Raw genomic sequence first — 16,279 nt, 5'->3', positions numbered from 1 at the left:
CATATATAAAAGCACCTTTACTACTGATCCTGAATTATTAAAGAAAGTGCGGGATGATATATGGGAGTTCAGGACACACTATGGAGGCATTCAATATAGAATCCTGGCCTTCTGGGACCATACAAGAACGGATCAGACATTGGTGATTGCCACACATGGATTTGTTAAAAAACAAGATAAAATCCCAAAGAAAGAAATCAATCGCGCAATAAAAATAAGACTCCGTTATTTTCAAAGTAAGTACTAAACCGCAAAATGATGAAAAAAAAACCACTGAAAACCTTTACACTGGAAGAACAACTGGATAAACACATAGGCCCGGCAAGCTCTATTTCCAGAGATAAATTTGAATTCGACCTGCAGATGGACCTCCTCGGCGATATCATCAAAAAAGCCCGTGAAACACAGCACCTCACGCAGGAGCAATTAGGCAGTCTGGTAGGCGTGCAAAAAGCGCAGATATCCAAACTGGAAAACAACACCACCAGCGCCCGGTTGGATACCATTTTAAAAGTATTCAATGCCCTGAAAGCAAAAGTAACTTTCAAGGTACAAATGGAAAATGAAGAGTATCTTTTCATATAAATCCGCATGATGGAAATATCAACAGACTATCTTTCTACGAACAAAGAGCTATGGAATAAACGTACAGCCGTTCATGTTACATCAGACTTCTACGATGTACCTGGATTTCTCAGTGGCAAAACATCGTTGAAAGAAATAGAACTGGCTTTGCTGGGAGATGTAATGAGACAGGAGATCCTGCATTTGCAATGTCATTTTGGACAGGATACCTTATCGCTGGCCAGAATGGGGGCGAAGATCACCGGCATTGATCTTTCCGATGCAGCGATAGACGAGGCCAATAAATTAAACAGCCAGCTAAACCTACAACACAATGCACAGTTTATTTGCTGTGATTTGTACAGTGCGCCGGCACATTTAAACGCCAAATTTGACCGCGTATTCACGTCTTACGGTACTATTGGCTGGTTGCCAGACCTGGATAAGTGGGCCGCCGTAGTGAATCACTTTCTGAAGCCCGGGGGCGATTTTATTATGGTAGATTTTCACCCGGTGCTCTGGATGATGGATGATCAGTTTACCACCATCACCTACGATTATTTTAACACAGAAACGATTATAGAAGAAACAGCAGGTACTTATACAGACCCTGGCAGCAACATTCAAAATAAATCCTATTCCTGGAATCATCCGATGAGTGAAATCATCACCACATTAACCGGCCAGGGGTTGCAGCTACAAGTGTTTCAGGAGTTTGATTATTCTCCCTATAATTGTTTTAATAACACAGTCGAAAAAGAAGGGCGTTTTTATATCAGGGGAATGGAAGGAAAACTACCGATGGTATATGCATTAAAATTCTTCAAACCTTAATTACATGAAATCTCTTTTTGTTTTTCTTTTACTGATGACTGGTGGTACGACTGCTTTTTCGCAGTCACAATCTGAACTAAATAAACAGGCTGCTCAGGAATACAAGGACGCAGACAAAAAGCTGAATGAAATTTATCAGCTTATTCTGAAGGATTACGCACCGAATAAAACGTTTACGCAGAACCTGAAAGATGCACAGCGTATCTGGATACAATTCCGGGATGCACAGGTAAAGGCGATGTATCCAGCGGCTTCGAAAAGTTATGGCAGCGTGTTTCCTATGTGCAAAGCCAATTACCTGACAGAACTCACGCATCAACGCACGGAGGCCCTGAGAGTATGGCTAAATGGTTTGCCACAGGGGGATGTCTGCACCGGGTCTATCGGTGATAAACAAGCTAATTAAATATTATCATTTTTATAAATGTTAATTTTCGTATATTTGCCGTTCACACAGCGGCCTATGCGAAACCTGATCCTATTCCTTTTGGTTTTTCTGTGCACCAAAGCGTATTCACAAACAAAACAATCAGCGCTCGACACACTTGAAACCCACTACCAGCAATGTCTTGGCAATAGCCAAAATATGTATAACTGTGCCGTTATCTATTATAAGCAACTGGATAGCTTACTGAATAATACACTGCAACATCTCTATTCCAATCTCACTGGCGGCCGGCAACAACAATTGCAAATGGAACAGGGGGCCTGGGAAGAAAAGAAAGAAGAATATTTTAAGAAGATAGATGAACGCGTGGAAAAGATGCATAAACGCACCATGGAAGGGCTGGACGATGATATGATATCCACCGACAATAAAGCAGCTTTTCTAAAAGCACGGCTGGTGCGGTTGTTAGATATTTGAGGAGCTGAAAGCGTAAAGCAAAAAGCTATTGAAGCGAATGAACGAAGCTGATAGCTTAGCTATTCGCACCCATCATTCGCTTCAATAGCTTTTTGCTTTACGCTTTTTTGCTTTATGCTTTTTGCTTTATGCTTTTTGCTTTATGCTGCCCCTCTCAAAGTCGCTCCTGATGCCGCAACCAGCGTTCCGGCATTTCATTATTACTAGCCAGGAGATAGTCATTATACGCACAGGGAACAAATTCTCTGTCGGGTAACTGCATCCACCAGCGACCTGTTTTTTTGCTTTTCAGAAAAACAGTTTCTATATCGGAGAAGGCTATATGAAATTCCCAGAAAGCATCCCGGTCATCCAGTAAGGCTTCCTTATTTTTTACGGCGCGGCCATCCATGAAATACCATAGCATTTGTGCTATTTGCCGGGCAGTGAGTTGCTCTTTATCTTTTTCCGGCCGGTAACCATAAATACCGAAAGAGGAGAGGCGGCTGCTCATACCGGCGTATCTGGCCAGTGAACAGGCTTCTTCTCCACTAAATCCATTCGGAGAAAGTTGGTTGGCAGGAGCATCTGTATGCCGGATGATGTTTATATCCAGACTGAATAAATCTGAATGCCGCAGCACTGGTTCTGCTTCTTCCATATTTTCCCGGATACGACCCAATCTAAAACAATCGAAGCGCAGTTTATCCAGCGTTTCTAACATCCGCGGATGTACGAAATAACTTTGAAAGCCGAGATGATTGTAATGCCGCAGGTAGTTGGGCTGTTCTGTAAGTATGTCCATTAAAAACCGTTCACTGCGTACATTGGAGTCTTCTTTAAGATCTATCAATGCATCTGCTACGGTAGCCTCAATAATTAATTGCTGGGAAGCATAGGCTTTATATTGCGGATAGGTGAGGTCGTGTGACCCACCCAAAATAATTACGGTCTTATTAGCAGCTAATAATTCTGCCACCACGGTTTTCATGGCAGCATACGCATCGGCGAGAAAGGCGCCTGACAAGAGGTTGCCCACATCTGCCAGCTTAATATCACGATGCCAGTTATACAACCGGTAAAATTCCCGGCGTATGGCATCAGGACCACCCGTATTTGTTTTGCCGGACAAGCTTCCTCTTTCTTCTCCTACACCTAGCAAAATAATATCAGCGGCATCAAGGTCCGGCTGGTGATCATCTTCGTACACGTCAATCACACCGCCAACCTGGAATGGATCATACTCCTGGTCATCGTTGAGAAATGCCTTGGAAACAGGATGTAGAAAATCCTGCAGGTGCGCAAAATCTGCCATCAGTAAATTAGATTTAATTGATGGCGAACTTACAACAAGAATTTAAAAAAAAGCAAATCGGACAGATAAGGCAGCGGGTCAAAGCTACTATAACGGGAATTTTGTAGAGATAAAGCTACTAGTTCTTGTGAATAATAAATTCGAAAGGCTTATGCGACTTACGTGAAATTGCTTTTTCCAGCACAGATCGTTTGCTGGTAATACGACTCTTGTTACAATCCATAACTTCCATAACTGCACAGAGATAATCCATCGTCTCAATCAACGAAAGCATTTCGCTGATTTGTCTCACCGCAGATTGTATCTGCTGCTCCGTGTACCTATCTTCATGTAGCAAGATTAATAAATCTCTATCTACAGGTTTCATGAATAAAAAATTTGACTGTTCCCCGAAATATTGTTTGGCCAGGTATCTAAGGATAGTTCAAAAAGATAAGGCAAAAATTGTTAGTTGTCAGTTGTTGCTAAAGTCTTCGTTAGTCGTCAAACAGATCGATCGATATCAGTGCATTCGTTTTTTATTCATGGTAGGACAACCGCAATCGTTTTTCTTAAAAACTTTACAACCCTCCATCGCTAAACTTCCACAAAGAAAAATGACTACGATCCATTTTATACTTTTCATACTGTTGTTTAATATACTTAGCTGTTATTTAAAAACCTGTCTAAAAGAGTTTACCTTTTCTTAACAATGCCCATTTGTAATTTAAGCTAAATTCGTAAAAAATATTAAATTATTTGTCCACAATTATAGCCGACCGAAAAATTCTTATAATTCCCCTGGATTGGGGCCTTGGCCACGCCACCCGGGATATTCCCCTGATCCATGAAATGCTAAACGCAGGTTGTCAGGTTTTTATTGCCGCCGAAGGAAAGCATGCCGCCCTATTACAACAGGAATTCCCGCAACTGACCATACTTCCACTGCCTGGCTATCGCATCCAATATGCACAAAAAGGACAGTTTTTTGGGCTTAAAATTATGCAGCAAATTCCCAAAATATACCGGTCCGTGAAGTATGAACAACGATGGTTGAAGAAGATAGTAGCTGAGTATCAAATAAATGCAGTTATTTCAGACAATCGCTTTGGATTATACCATAAAAAAATCCCCACCGTTTTTATCACCCATCAACTCCTGATAAAAACACCTTTTGGTGGTTGGATAGAGCGGACACTGCAAAAAATAAATTATCGTTTCATTAACAAATATAGCGCCTGCTGGATCCCGGACTTTGCCGGCGACAATAATCTTTCCGGCGAACTGGCCCACCCGGCCAAATTACCACCACATACTACCTATATTGGTTGTCTCAGCCGATTTGAGCCCAAACCCAATGTGGAAAAGAAATATGATCTGCTGGTACTGATCTCCGGCCCCGAGCCACAACGATCTAACCTGGAAAAGCTCATCCTCGATCAGATTAAGTCGCTGCAAATCACAGCACTAATCGTAAGTGGTAAACCCGGCACACCGCAAAATGAACAGGTAGCTCCTGGCGTTACACAAATTAATCACCTGAATGCCAGCGAACTAAATGATGCAATGCTGGCCTCCGACATGGTTTTAAGCCGCTCCGGCTATACTACCCTGATGGACCTGGCTAAGCTGAATAAAAAAGCAATTCTTATTCCCACTCCCGGACAATCAGAACAGGTATACCTGGGAGAATACCTGATGGAAAAAGGATATTTTTATTCGCTGCCACAGGAACAATTCAATTTGAAAACCGCACTGGAAGAAGCTTCCCGCTTCCCATTCCGGTCATTTCATCACGACCAGGATATGCACCAGTACAAACAGGTGGTACAACAATTTATACAATCCCTGTAACCTTTCTTAACTACAAGAGGCTGCCTGTAATAAAACAGACAGCCCTCCGGTTAGTTGGCATAAGGATGATATCATTCAATACTTCAAACGTTTTTGTAACACTATCAACATCGCCATGCGGTGATGCAAATTCAAAATTCGCTATTCCTGCTGCGGTAGTATTGACGTTGTAAAGAATAAAGTATCGGGAGTCTCATCCTTCTTTAAATATTTTTTACATCGGCACCCGTATAGATCTTATCGCCTGCGATGGCCACCGGACGTTTCAGAAAAGAATATTCCTGTAAAATAAGATCCCGGTAATCCGATTCCTTTAACTCTTTTTCATGCAATCCCATAGGCCGATACTGCTGGGATCTGCGGCTAAACAGCGACTCATAGCTACCGGAAAGGGCATGCATTTCATCCAGTTGCGCCGGCGTAATTTTTTCTTTTTTAATATCCTGTAAAATAAACCCACGTGCTTTTGCATCGGTTTCTTCCAGTATTTTTTTACAGGTACTACAGGTCGACAAATGATAAATTTTATTCATTCCTTACTTTTTTTTCAACACTAAAGTTACACCCTCACCGTATATTGTGGTACTATCTTAATTTTGCAGATTCAAATTAAATCTTGTAGGTTTAGCGATGGAAAAGAAATTATTTTTACTGGACGCCATGGCACTGATTTACAGGGCTTATTACGCCCTGATCAGGAATCCCCGCATCACCAGTGCGGGTCGAAATACCAATGCGCAGTTTGGTTTTACCACTACTTTACTGGATCTCATCAATAAAGAAAAGCCTACTCATATGGCCGTAGCGTTTGACACGCACGCGCCTACCGAGCGTCATACTACTTATACCGATTATAAAGCCAACCGTCAGGATGCACCGGAAGATCTGCTGGATGCATTACCAGACATTAAACGCATCATAGAAGGGTTTAATATTCCGGTAGTAGAACTGGATGGCTATGAAGCGGATGACGTAATAGGCACCCTGGCCTGGCAGGCCGCTGATGCGGGTTATACGGTATACATGGTTACCCCGGATAAAGATTATGGACAGCTGGTAAGAGATAATATCTTTATCTACAAACCGCCGTACATGGGCAACAAGGAAGAAATCATGGGGCCTAAGGAAATTTGTGAGAAATGGCAGATCAAGGATGTACACCAGGTAATTGATATTTTAGGACTCATGGGAGATGCGGTGGACAACATTCCTGGTATTGCCGGTATCGGTGAAAAAACCGCCATGAAACTGCTCGCACAATATCATTCCCTTGAAAATGTACTGGAGAATGCGGACACTATTGGTGGAAAAATGGGCGAGAAGATCAAGGCTGGTCGCGACAATGCGATTATGTCTAAAGAACTGGCCACTATTATCACGGATGTACCGGTTAGTTTTCATGAAGAAGATTTCTGCATCAAAGAGGGCGATAAAGAAAAGCTCACCAGTATATTTACGGAACTGGAATTTAAAACCCTTGGTAAAAGAATCCTGGGTGACGGATTTGGCGGTAACGCCAGTCCGGATGCCAAACCAAAAGTGGTACAAACAGACCTGTTCGGAACTGCCATCGTTACAGAAGAAATTACGGTTGTTACGGAAATCGCTGAATCCAATAACATCCTGATGGCAGATAAAAACATTCACAATACACCACATCTGTATGAAGTGGTGGATACCCTGGAAAAAAGAACGACGCTGTTACAACAATTGCTGCAGCAGCCGGAGGTTTCTTTTGACACGGAAACTACCGGTACCGATGCCAACGAAGCGGAAATTGTGGGAATGAGCTTCGCCTTTAAAAAGGGAGAAGCCTACTATTTGCCTTTGCCGGCAGACAATACCGCTGCCCGTGCCATCATTCACGAATTTTTGCCACTGTTTCAGCATAAGAGCATTATCCTGGTAGGACAGAACGTGAAATATGATATGCTGATCCTGAAATGGTATGGTGTGGATATTACCACCGCCGTATTTGATACCATGCTGGCCCATTACCTGATTGAACCGGAAGGTCGCAGGAGCATGGATGTACTCAGCGCGCAATACCTGGGCTACGAGCCGGTTTCCATTGAATCGCTCATTGGTAAAAAAGGGAAAGGCCAGGGCAACATGCGGGATGTGGAAATTGAAAAAATCAAAGAATATGCTGCGGAAGATGCAGATGTTACCCTGCAACTGAAAGAAAAATTTTTGCCCATGCTGCCTGAAAAAGCGGTGGACAAAGTGTTCTACGAGATAGAAAATCCGCTCGTGCGCGTGCTCACAGACATGGAGTATGAAGGTATTGCCATTGATACCCTGGCACTGGCTGACTATTCGAAAGAGCTGGAGAAAGAAATCAAACGGGCGGAAGAAAGTGTATACGAACAGGCAGGCGTACGTTTCAAACTGGCATCCCCCAAGCAGTTGGGAGAGGTGTTGTTTGAAAAATTACAACTCGACCCTAAAGCTAAGAAAACGCGTACAGGTCAATATGCTACCGGCGAAGATGTATTGCAAAAGCTTTCCAACAAACATAAAATAGTAGAAGATATCCTCATTTTCCGTGAGCTGAGCAAACTCAAGTCCACCTACGTAGATTCATTGCCGTTATTGCTGAATAAACGAACCAACCGGGTACACACTTCCTATAATCAGGCAGTAGCTGTGACAGGTCGTTTGAGTTCAAACAATCCGAACCTGCAGAACATTCCTATCCGTACAGACAGGGGCCGTGAAATACGCAAGGCTTTCATTCCGCGCAATGAAGAGTATGTGTTATTATCTGCGGATTATTCTCAGATAGAACTCCGCATTATTGCAGCCATCAGTGAAGACAAGGAAATGTCGGCCGCCTTCAGAAACGGAATAGATATTCATACCGCTACTGCCGCTAAAGTATACAACGTAGAACTGGACGCTGTTACGTCTGATATGCGCCGCAATGCGAAAAGTGTAAACTTCGGTATTATCTACGGCGTGAGTGCCTTTGGGTTATCTGAAAACCTGGGTATCCCACGGGCTGAGGCCAAAATGCTAATCGATAATTATTTTGCGCAATATCCATCTATCAAGCAATACATGGAAGACCAGATAAAATTTGCGCAGGAAAACGGATATGTACAAACACTGCTGGGCAGGAAAAGATGGTTGAAAGATATCAACTCTTCCAACGCAGTCGTGCGTGGCTTCGCAGAAAGAAATGCCATCAATATGCCTATTCAGGGTACTGCTGCCGATATGATTAAGCTGGCCATGATATCCATCCATAAAGCATTTAAGGAGCAAAACCTTAAATCGCGTATGCTCCTGCAGGTGCATGATGAATTGGTGTTTGATGCACATCGGTCCGAATTAGAGATTATTAAACCCCTTATATTAGATCTTATGCGCAATGCCATGCCACTGTCTGTTCCCGTAGAGGCGGAAATGGGCATTGGTAATAACTGGCTGGAAGCGCATTGATAAAGCTTTTAGTGGTTAGTTTTTAGCTTTTAGCTGATGCAGTCGGTCTTCGCTGCATTTACTAAAAGCTAACGGCTAAAAGCTAAAAGCTTTTCCACTTGTATTTCCCAAAACAGTTTACTAGTTTTCAAATATGATCCAAACACCTCGACTACAATTGTTGCCGTGCTCACTAGAGCATTTCGAATTGCTATTACAGGGCAACGATCATTTGGCCGACTTGCTTGGCATTTCTATTCAGGATGGATGGACGGAATATCCGGAGATGGTCCTGGTAGCATATGATAAGTTACGCAATGATCCCGCCATGTTAGGCTGGTTCTTTTACCTGGTATTACATCGCGCCGATAAACGCCTGATTGGTGCAGGCGGATTTAAAGGCAAGCCCAATGAAGAAGGGCTGGTAGAAATGGGTTATGAAATAACCGCAGATTACCGGGAAAAAGGACTGGGTACAGAAATGGCCGTAGCCCTGATTAGCTTTGCCTTTGGGCATTCATACGTAAAGCGTGTGATTGCGCACACAGAGGAAGAGTATAATGCTTCCGTTAAAATATTACAAAAAGCAGGGATGCGATTTGTGGGTACTATAAAAAATAAAGAAGGAGAAGATCTCTGGGAATGGGAGATTACCCGGGATCAGTACCAGGATAAATAACTGTAATTCTGTAGAACAATGTTAACTCAATAGCTGTAGCAAGCTCCGTTCATCCATCTTTTACAAGTCAAATACCTGCTTTCCCTTACTTTTGGTCCTTGTTTTAAAAATCAATCATTATACACCATGAAGAAATGGATGATGTGTGCAGCCATGCTTTGCAGCATAGGAGTATTTGCACAAAACAGTACCAATGTAGAGGGGAGCAAATACCAGTTCACTGTTTTAAAGAATCTGGATGCAGGTGATGTACAGAACCAGGGACGTACTGGTACTTGCTGGTCCTTCTCCGGCTTGTCTTTTTTTGAATCAGAAGTACTCCGTACCGGCAAAAACAAAGGCCTGAACCTCAGCGAAATGTACGTGGTACGTAAAATGTATCCGTTGAAAGCTGCGAACTATGTACGTATGCATGGTAAAGCCAACTTCGGTGAAGGTGGTGGATTCCCTGATGATTTGTTGTGCCTCCGCGAATACGGCCTGGTTCCACAGAGCGTATATGATGGCAACAAAGACAAAATGTATAACCATGCCGAAATGGAAAGTCTGCTGGAAGGTATGGCCAATAAAATAGGCAATGCTACCGGTACGATCAATCCTGACTGGAGCAAAGCATTTGATGGTGTACTGAATGCATATATGGGAGAAGCACCTGAAAAATTCCAGTATAACGGTAAAAGCTACACGCCGCAGTCTTTTGCAAAAGAACTGGGCATCAATGCAGATGATTATGTACTGATTTCGTCTTTTACACATCACCCATATAACTCACAGTTTGTACTGGAAGTACCAGACAACTGGAATTGGGAGAAAGTATACAACGTAAACCTGACTGACTTTACCAACATCGCTGAAAATGCCATCATGAATGGTTACTCCATTGCATGGGCTGCTGATGTAAGTGAAAAAGGCTTCAACTTTAAAGATGGTCTGGCGATCGTTCCTGAAAAGGATTGGACCGACATGTCTGCTGAAGAAAGAAGAAACGCTTTCCTGGTACCAGGTAAAGAAAAAAACATCACTCCTGAACTGCGTCAGCAGGCGTTCGACAACTTCGAAACACAGGATGATCACGGTATGCACATTGTAGGTCTGGCAAAAGATCAGAACGGCAATAAATACTTCCGTGTGAAAAACTCCTGGGGTACAGACAATCCTGGCCAGGGATATTTCTACGCTTCCGAACCTTACTTCGCATATAAAACCACCTGCTTCATGGTAAACAAAAAAGCTTTACCTGCAGATGTTGCAAAGAAACTGGGAATCAAATAATAGCATTTAGCCATTAGCTTTTAGCTTTTAGCAAATGCAGCGAAGATCAATACACTATTATCATCCGCTGCATTTGCTAAAAGCTAAAAGCTAATAGCTAACAGCTAATTAAACATCCTTGCCAAAAGCAAATATATTTAGTTGATATTGTCAATCATTACCGGTCAACATCAATATAGTAAAAGATTTTAATGTTTTCCTTCCAGCTGTTGTGTGTAAGAGTAGCTGCCTAAACGGAGTTTTACAGGCAACCCGGTATGCTTTTGCCAGGTCCATTCCTGTTTGCAGAAAAAACCGAAGTGTTGCCGGTAATAAGTATCCGGCGCCATCATATAAACGGGGTAAACGGGTGGGGGAGCAGGGGGCGTATAAATGGTTTTAGCCGCTGACAATAGCTTCACCGGCTTCAGTGCAAAAGTTTGTGCGCCGGCAACTTTGCAGCCCAACACGATACCTGCCACGAATACCCACCATCTCCTTCTCATAAAAAATATTTTATCAGGATATTTCTTCAAAACTACCAATGCCTTCCCGGATCAACACCGGCTCTGCACCCGTACAATCCACCACTGTGGAAAAGGCCATGCCACCAGGACCACCATCTATTACAATATCTACCTGGTTACCGAACTTCTCGTAAATGATTTCCGGATCTGTATATTCTTCTACATAATCTTCTATCGGCAGGGTAGTACTCATCAGTGGATTACCCAGCTCTTTTACAATCGTACGGCAAATGTTATTATCTGGCACCCTTATACCTACCGTATCTTTCTTCGTTTTCAACAACTTGGGGACCAGCCGGCTGGCGGGCAAAATAAAAGTATATGGACCCGGCAATGCTTTTTTCAGCATTCTGAATATGGGCGTATCTACACTTTTGGCGTAGTCAGACAAATGACTAAGGTCATAACAGATAAAAGAAAAGTGCGCTTTTTTAGGGTCTATCTGTTTAATCCGTGCAATACGTTCTATGGCTTTGTGTTGGGTAATATCGCAGCCCAAACCGTATACCGTATCTGTAGGATATATTATGATTCCTCCATCTTTCAAACATTCTATAATTGTTTTCAGATGGCGCGGATTCGGGTTATCAGGGTGTACGTTTAATAGCATATATAAAGTTAATGATTGTGTTTCACTTTCAGCTTTTTAACCTACCTTTCGGCCCGATTTTTCTAAACCTACGCGATGAATTTAAAAGGCCTTGTTCCAAGAACGTGGAGGAGATTGAAGAGAGTACTGCTGGTTTTAATTGTTGCACAATTTGTTTATATCATCCTGTTGAAATGGGTGAATCCGCCTATTACCCTCACCGAAATCTCCAGCTGGTTTAGCCTCTGGGGAACAGATAAAAAATTACAAAAAACATGGGTGAGCTATGATGAAATATCACAGCATGCCAAGCTCGCAGTGATCGCCAGCGAAGACCAGCTCTTTACTGATCACAATGGCTTTGACTTCAAATCTATTGAAAAGGCTATGAAGCATAACCAACAGAGCAAAAAAATAAAAGGAGCCAGCACCATTAGTCAGCAGGTAGCAAAGAATGTATTCCTGTGGCAAGGCCGTAGCTGGTTTAGAAAAGGGCTGGAAGTATACTTTACTTTCATGATTGAAAAAATATGGGGCAAGCAACGTATTCTCGAAGTATACCTCAACGTAGCGGAAATGGGCGAAGGTGTATTTGGTGTGGAAGCAGCTTCTCAGCTTAATTACAATAAAAGTGCGGCCAGCCTTAACCGCGAGGAAGCAGCCATGATAGCCGCTTGTTTACCTAACCCTGTTAAATACACGATTAATCCACCGGCAAGAATCACCAGTTACCGGCAGCGTAAAATCCTGGTACAAATGCGCAACCTGGCGCCAGATCCGGATATTATGGAACTGGTTACCGGAAGGAAGTAATCAGGGCCGATCCAGTAATTGCTGTACTGCCGCAATGGCAACGGTTTCGCGTTCTTCGTAGCTACCCCGGATTTCCTGCCAGCGCGCGCCGGAAGCCTGTACGATCTCTTTATAAATATTATAGAAATAAGATCGCATACCCGGATCAGGGTATTCTCTTTGTGGATCTTCTTCCCAGGGCAGGTCGATATAAGTAAGCAGGTAAAGATCACATTGTTGTTTGGCGATCTGCTTTAAAATGCGGGGATCACAATTGCCGTATTTATGCTCACTCCATACCTTTATCACATACAGGTCGGTATCGCAAATAAGCACCCTGTTGGCCTTCATGGCTTGCTGCTGTTCCAGCGCCAGCTGCCCGGCGGCTATTTCCAGCAGATCATGTTGCCCGTAAGGGCGATCCAGCTGGTCGATATATTCACGCGCATACTCCGGCGTCCACACTGTATTAAAATGTGTTGCCAGCTTTTCGCTGAGGGTACTCTTGCCTGTAGATTCAGGGCCAATAACAACTACTTTCTTCATGAATGAGAAATTTCTCTTTGCTGCACAATTCTTCTCCAGCCAAGATATCCGAATATGGCAATAATAAATAAAAACACGGTAAGGAGTGCTGTCAGGTACAGATGCTTATAAAACAGCAAGGGTATGGCCACCAGGTTGGATATATTCAGGAGTATCCAGTTTTCCAGTTTTCGTTTTGCCAACAACCACATACCAGCGCAGGCACTGGCTGAAACAAAAGCATCCATCACCGGTACATTGGAATCCGAAAACCGGCTTAACAGGAAATAGAAAATTCCCCAGCCTGCCAGCGCTATAAAAATGGCGGTAGACAATTCCCCGCGACTACTTCTCATAATAGGCGTAGCCGGTTCTGCAGGGCCTTTCTTTGCCCAATAAATCCAGCCATACACACTCATGATGAGGTAATACGCATTCAACGTAGCATCGGCATACAGCTTAAAATGCTCTCTCGACATCAGATACGTGTAAATACCAGTACTGATAATACCGGTAGGATATACCAGGATATTATTATTTTTTTGAAAGATGACCGACAAGACAGCAAAGAATACGGCTATTCCCTCCAGTAATTCCATATGATGCAGACCTTCTAAAAAGCCCTGGTATAAATCGTTCATGGTGCGAAAGTGGATAAATTTTCCCAGATGTTGTCCATAGTGGCTACGGGATGGCGGCAGCCACTACGGACAACAAAACTATTTTTTTTCTCCGATCAATGTGCCGGATACATTCCAGAAACTCTGGCTGCTCCCTTCCGGCTTGCCTTGTGCAATAGCCACCTGTATGGTATGCACACCTGGTGTGATGTCTGGCAGCGAAATAATTACCGGTGAAGTGAGCGTACCCGGACACCAGTTGGAACGACTCAGATCAGAAGAAGATAAGCCATTGCCAAAGTTGCCGGAAGCCGGATTAGACAGACGATAAGTAGCACAATCCGTACGCCATGGAATAAAATGATAGATCCGTTTACCGTCTACAAAAATTTCATTTTGCTTAGGATTGAACTCATCACCGCCACCCCAGCCACCATGGCCGGTAGTCAGGAAACGTAACAGTACGTTCTTCAATCCTTCCGGGATATTCACCGTCACCTTCAGGGAGTCTTTATCGAACAGGGTTGCATATTCCTGCCCGGCCATTTCCATCAGGTTAGTGGTGTTAAAGATCGGGTATATCCAGTTGGGGGCCTGGTGGTTTTCATCTTCCTGATCACCTGGATAATATTTAAGGCTGAGGCTTACTTTATGGCCACCTTTATCATAGTTGCCAATATATACACCCAGCCATACATCGCCCTGGAGGCGGCTGTGCAGCTCTGAAATATCCTGTTTATAGATCACGGAATCTGCCCAGTTGTAACCTGCTATTTTCACCTGGTTATTGAACTGTCTTACCCCGAAAGGCGTGAAGAAACGCAATACTTCCAATGCAGGTAAATAATTGTCGGTAGCCACCATGCCATGATATGGGTGGCCATTGTTGGCGGTAAATAACGGCAACGCCTGTACGCCCTTTTGCAGACCATCTAAAAATGAGGTGGCTTTATCTGCCGGGATCATAAACACAGAGCCGGTTCTGTCGTATGCATCACCATTGGAGTATTGGGTTAGCTCGGCGAAAAGTGTTTCTCCTTTCTTTACTGCAGGCAGCGATACTTTTTTAAGTATCACCGTACCGCCGGCATAGTGATAGGTTTGGTTTAACTGTTCGCCGGTGGGATTAGCCGGATTGTTGCCCCAGCTGATTTGCTCCTGGTTAAACACAGGCAGGGTAGTGTAGCGGCTGTCGATCACCTGCCGCATGTAGGCGGCATCATTTACCAGTGTACCTGTATTGGTAGGCCAGGCCAGTTCGGCATCTGATATTTTACGCCAGGTTATTTTCTTTGCCAGTGTTTCACTGTTACCGTTGCGTACAATTTTGAGTACGAGGCCCAAACCTGGCGCAATGGTGATGTTAGGCGTTCCTTTCAATGGCAGGGCATTGGTGTACCATACCTCAATGGTGTTGGAACGAATAAATAATTTTGCCTTCTTACATACATATCCGAGGATGATGGCTGTATCGGGGAGGAGTTCGGGAGTAGGGTATTCGCTAAAAGCTTTCTTCAGCGTGTATACTTCTTCGTTAGGAAGACTTAATACCTGCAGGGTGGCTTGTTCCTTTAATTGCAGAAACTGTTGTTCTTTTTGTTTGCCGTGCCCTGTAACGATGTGAGCGCGCTGCTGATCTATAAACAACTGTAGTTCATTGCCGGGTATGGTTTTCCCGTTGCTGCCGAAACCGTAGGTAATGACGGCAGACATGCTATCCACGCTTTTCTTTCTTTGGGCCTGTACCGGCTGCATCGCAATGGCCAGGCTGGCAAATACCAGTAATAATCTCATTGTAGCTGTTGGCTTTTAAATAGTTAGCTTTTAGTAAAAAATCGTGATGGGTATTAGCTAAAGGCTAACTGCTTATAGCTAACAGCTAAAAAAAAGCACAGCCATTAAGACTGTGCTTTCGTTTAACACTATCATTCACTCAACTATGGCTTATTCTGCTTCTGCCACAACTTCCTTCACTTCTGGAATCATACGCTTCATCATGCCTTCAATGCCGGCTTTGAGCGTAATCATGGAGGAGGGGCAGCCTGAGCAGGAACCTTGCAACATCAGTGTTACCGTGCCGTTGTCGTAGTCTTTGAACTGAATGGCGCCGCCATCCATTTCTACAGCTGGTTTCACATAGTTTTCAAGTAATTCCTTGATACGTTTTACCACATCCGTGTCATCTGCACTCACTTCGTTGCTCGCAGTGTCTTTGGTGATCACTACCTCATCTTCGTTGATAACAGGGCGGGAGTCTTCCAGGTATTCTTTCAGGAAGGCTTTTACCGTAGGAATTATATCGTTCCAGTCAGTTTCGCTGGTTTTGGTAAGCGTAATAAAGTTAGCCATAATAAATACGCCCCTTATGAAAGGGAAGCTAAACAGCTCGATGGCTAAAGGAGACGGTTTGGCGCTGGCTTCATCCGGGAAATCAATGCTTTTACCTGGATACAGGAGTTTGTTTGCCACAAACTTCATGG

General features: G+C 43.5%; 19 protein-coding genes. 10 read left to right on the top strand and 9 right to left on the bottom strand.

Annotation, left to right across the window (positions count from 1 at the left end; all coding sequences use genetic code 11):
• The 5 genes from VIP81_RS12360 to VIP81_RS12340 form a co-directional block, all read left to right on the top strand.
• On the top strand, nucleotides 1-247 hold a 247-nt coding region (locus VIP81_RS12360; RefSeq protein ID WP_331960679.1), incomplete at its 5' end, for a type II toxin-antitoxin system RelE/ParE family toxin.
• Nucleotides 248-258: 11 nt separating this feature from the next.
• Entirely contained in the window at nucleotides 259-585 is a 327-nt protein-coding gene (locus VIP81_RS12355) for a helix-turn-helix transcriptional regulator (RefSeq protein WP_331960676.1), read from the top strand.
• Between the two features lie 9 nt (nucleotides 586-594).
• Complete coding sequence (locus VIP81_RS12350; protein ID WP_331960673.1) at nucleotides 595-1,398, top strand: class I SAM-dependent methyltransferase; 804 nt, start codon at nucleotides 595-597, stop codon at nucleotides 1,396-1,398.
• A gap of 4 nt (nucleotides 1,399-1,402) precedes the next feature.
• Entirely contained in the window at nucleotides 1,403-1,804 is a 402-nt protein-coding gene (locus VIP81_RS12345) for a lysozyme inhibitor LprI family protein (protein ID WP_331960670.1), read from the top strand.
• A 57-nt stretch (nucleotides 1,805-1,861) separates the two neighbouring features.
• On the top strand, nucleotides 1,862-2,263 hold the full coding sequence (locus tag VIP81_RS12340; RefSeq protein WP_331960667.1) for a lysozyme inhibitor LprI family protein: 402 nt from the start codon (nucleotides 1,862-1,864) through the stop codon (nucleotides 2,261-2,263).
• A 154-nt stretch (nucleotides 2,264-2,417) separates the two neighbouring features.
• Here VIP81_RS12340 and VIP81_RS12335 read toward each other — a convergent pair whose 3' ends face one another.
• Nucleotides 2,418-3,557, bottom strand: coding sequence for a formimidoylglutamase (locus tag VIP81_RS12335; RefSeq protein ID WP_331960664.1), 1,140 nt, complete (start codon nucleotides 3,555-3,557; stop codon nucleotides 2,418-2,420).
• Nucleotides 3,558-3,675: 118 nt separating this feature from the next.
• A complete protein-coding gene (locus VIP81_RS12330; protein WP_089764628.1) occupies nucleotides 3,676-3,924 on the bottom strand; it encodes a hypothetical protein in 249 nt (82 codons plus the stop codon).
• A 371-nt stretch (nucleotides 3,925-4,295) separates the two neighbouring features.
• Between VIP81_RS12330 and VIP81_RS12325 the strand changes: the two genes are divergently transcribed.
• Nucleotides 4,296-5,390: a glycosyltransferase gene (locus VIP81_RS12325; protein WP_331960653.1), complete on the top strand. Its 1,095-nt coding sequence runs from the start codon at nucleotides 4,296-4,298 to the stop codon at nucleotides 5,388-5,390.
• Between the two features lie 203 nt (nucleotides 5,391-5,593).
• On the opposite strand, the gene VIP81_RS12320 is transcribed toward VIP81_RS12325, so the two are convergent.
• Nucleotides 5,594-5,923: an arsenate reductase family protein gene (locus VIP81_RS12320; RefSeq protein ID WP_331960650.1), complete on the bottom strand. Its 330-nt coding sequence runs from the start codon at nucleotides 5,921-5,923 to the stop codon at nucleotides 5,594-5,596.
• Between the two features lie 97 nt (nucleotides 5,924-6,020).
• Between VIP81_RS12320 and polA the strand changes: the two genes are divergently transcribed.
• The 3 genes from polA to VIP81_RS12305 all read left to right on the top strand — a co-directional run bounded on the left by polA (nucleotide 6,021) and on the right by VIP81_RS12305 (nucleotide 10,767).
• Nucleotides 6,021-8,837 carry a DNA polymerase I gene (polA, locus tag VIP81_RS12315; RefSeq protein WP_331960647.1) on the top strand — a complete coding sequence of 939 codons (2,817 nt, stop codon included), beginning with the start codon at nucleotides 6,021-6,023 and terminating at the stop codon, nucleotides 8,835-8,837.
• Nucleotides 8,838-8,970: 133 nt separating this feature from the next.
• The gene (locus VIP81_RS12310; protein WP_331960645.1) at nucleotides 8,971-9,495 is read left to right on the top strand and encodes a GNAT family N-acetyltransferase; all 525 of its coding nucleotides are present in this window, start codon (nucleotides 8,971-8,973) and stop codon (nucleotides 9,493-9,495) included.
• Nucleotides 9,496-9,621: 126 nt separating this feature from the next.
• Complete coding sequence (locus tag VIP81_RS12305) at nucleotides 9,622-10,767, top strand: aminopeptidase C (RefSeq protein WP_331960642.1); 1,146 nt, start codon at nucleotides 9,622-9,624, stop codon at nucleotides 10,765-10,767.
• Nucleotides 10,768-10,955: 188 nt separating this feature from the next.
• Here the strand turns inward: VIP81_RS12305 and VIP81_RS12300 are convergent, their stop codons facing one another.
• Both VIP81_RS12300 and VIP81_RS12295 read right to left on the bottom strand, forming a co-directional pair.
• Entirely contained in the window at nucleotides 10,956-11,252 is a 297-nt protein-coding gene (locus VIP81_RS12300) for a hypothetical protein (protein ID WP_331960639.1), read from the bottom strand.
• Between the two features lie 13 nt (nucleotides 11,253-11,265).
• Entirely contained in the window at nucleotides 11,266-11,883 is a 618-nt protein-coding gene (locus VIP81_RS12295) for an L-threonylcarbamoyladenylate synthase (protein ID WP_331960636.1), read from the bottom strand.
• A 75-nt stretch (nucleotides 11,884-11,958) separates the two neighbouring features.
• On the opposite strand from VIP81_RS12295, the gene mtgA reads away from it, so the two are divergent.
• Nucleotides 11,959-12,675, top strand: coding sequence for a monofunctional biosynthetic peptidoglycan transglycosylase (gene mtgA / locus VIP81_RS12290; protein ID WP_331960633.1), 717 nt, complete (start codon nucleotides 11,959-11,961; stop codon nucleotides 12,673-12,675).
• Here mtgA and VIP81_RS12285 read toward each other — a convergent pair whose 3' ends face one another.
• The 4 genes from VIP81_RS12285 to VIP81_RS12270 all read right to left on the bottom strand — a co-directional run bounded on the left by VIP81_RS12285 (nucleotide 12,676) and on the right by VIP81_RS12270 (nucleotide 16,277).
• Nucleotides 12,676-13,200: an ATP-binding protein gene (locus VIP81_RS12285; RefSeq protein ID WP_331960630.1), complete on the bottom strand. Its 525-nt coding sequence runs from the start codon at nucleotides 13,198-13,200 to the stop codon at nucleotides 12,676-12,678. It abuts the gene before it with no gap.
• Entirely contained in the window at nucleotides 13,197-13,820 is a 624-nt protein-coding gene (pnuC, locus tag VIP81_RS12280) for a nicotinamide riboside transporter PnuC (RefSeq protein ID WP_331960627.1), read from the bottom strand. The genes VIP81_RS12285 and pnuC overlap by 4 nt, the downstream gene beginning before the upstream one ends.
• A gap of 78 nt (nucleotides 13,821-13,898) precedes the next feature.
• Nucleotides 13,899-15,593 (bottom strand): PNGase F N-terminal domain-containing protein, encoded by a 1,695-nt coding sequence (locus VIP81_RS12275; protein ID WP_331960624.1) that lies wholly within the window; start codon nucleotides 15,591-15,593, stop codon nucleotides 13,899-13,901.
• A 150-nt stretch (nucleotides 15,594-15,743) separates the two neighbouring features.
• Complete coding sequence (locus tag VIP81_RS12270; protein WP_331960621.1) at nucleotides 15,744-16,277, bottom strand: NifU family protein; 534 nt, start codon at nucleotides 16,275-16,277, stop codon at nucleotides 15,744-15,746.
• Nucleotides 16,278-16,279 lie beyond the last annotated feature (2 nt).

It is taken from the genome of Chitinophaga sp. (assembly GCF_036566945.1).
Classification (GTDB): domain Bacteria; phylum Bacteroidota; class Bacteroidia; order Chitinophagales; family Chitinophagaceae; genus Chitinophaga.
This window is presented reverse-complemented; position numbering and strand designations above follow the sequence as displayed.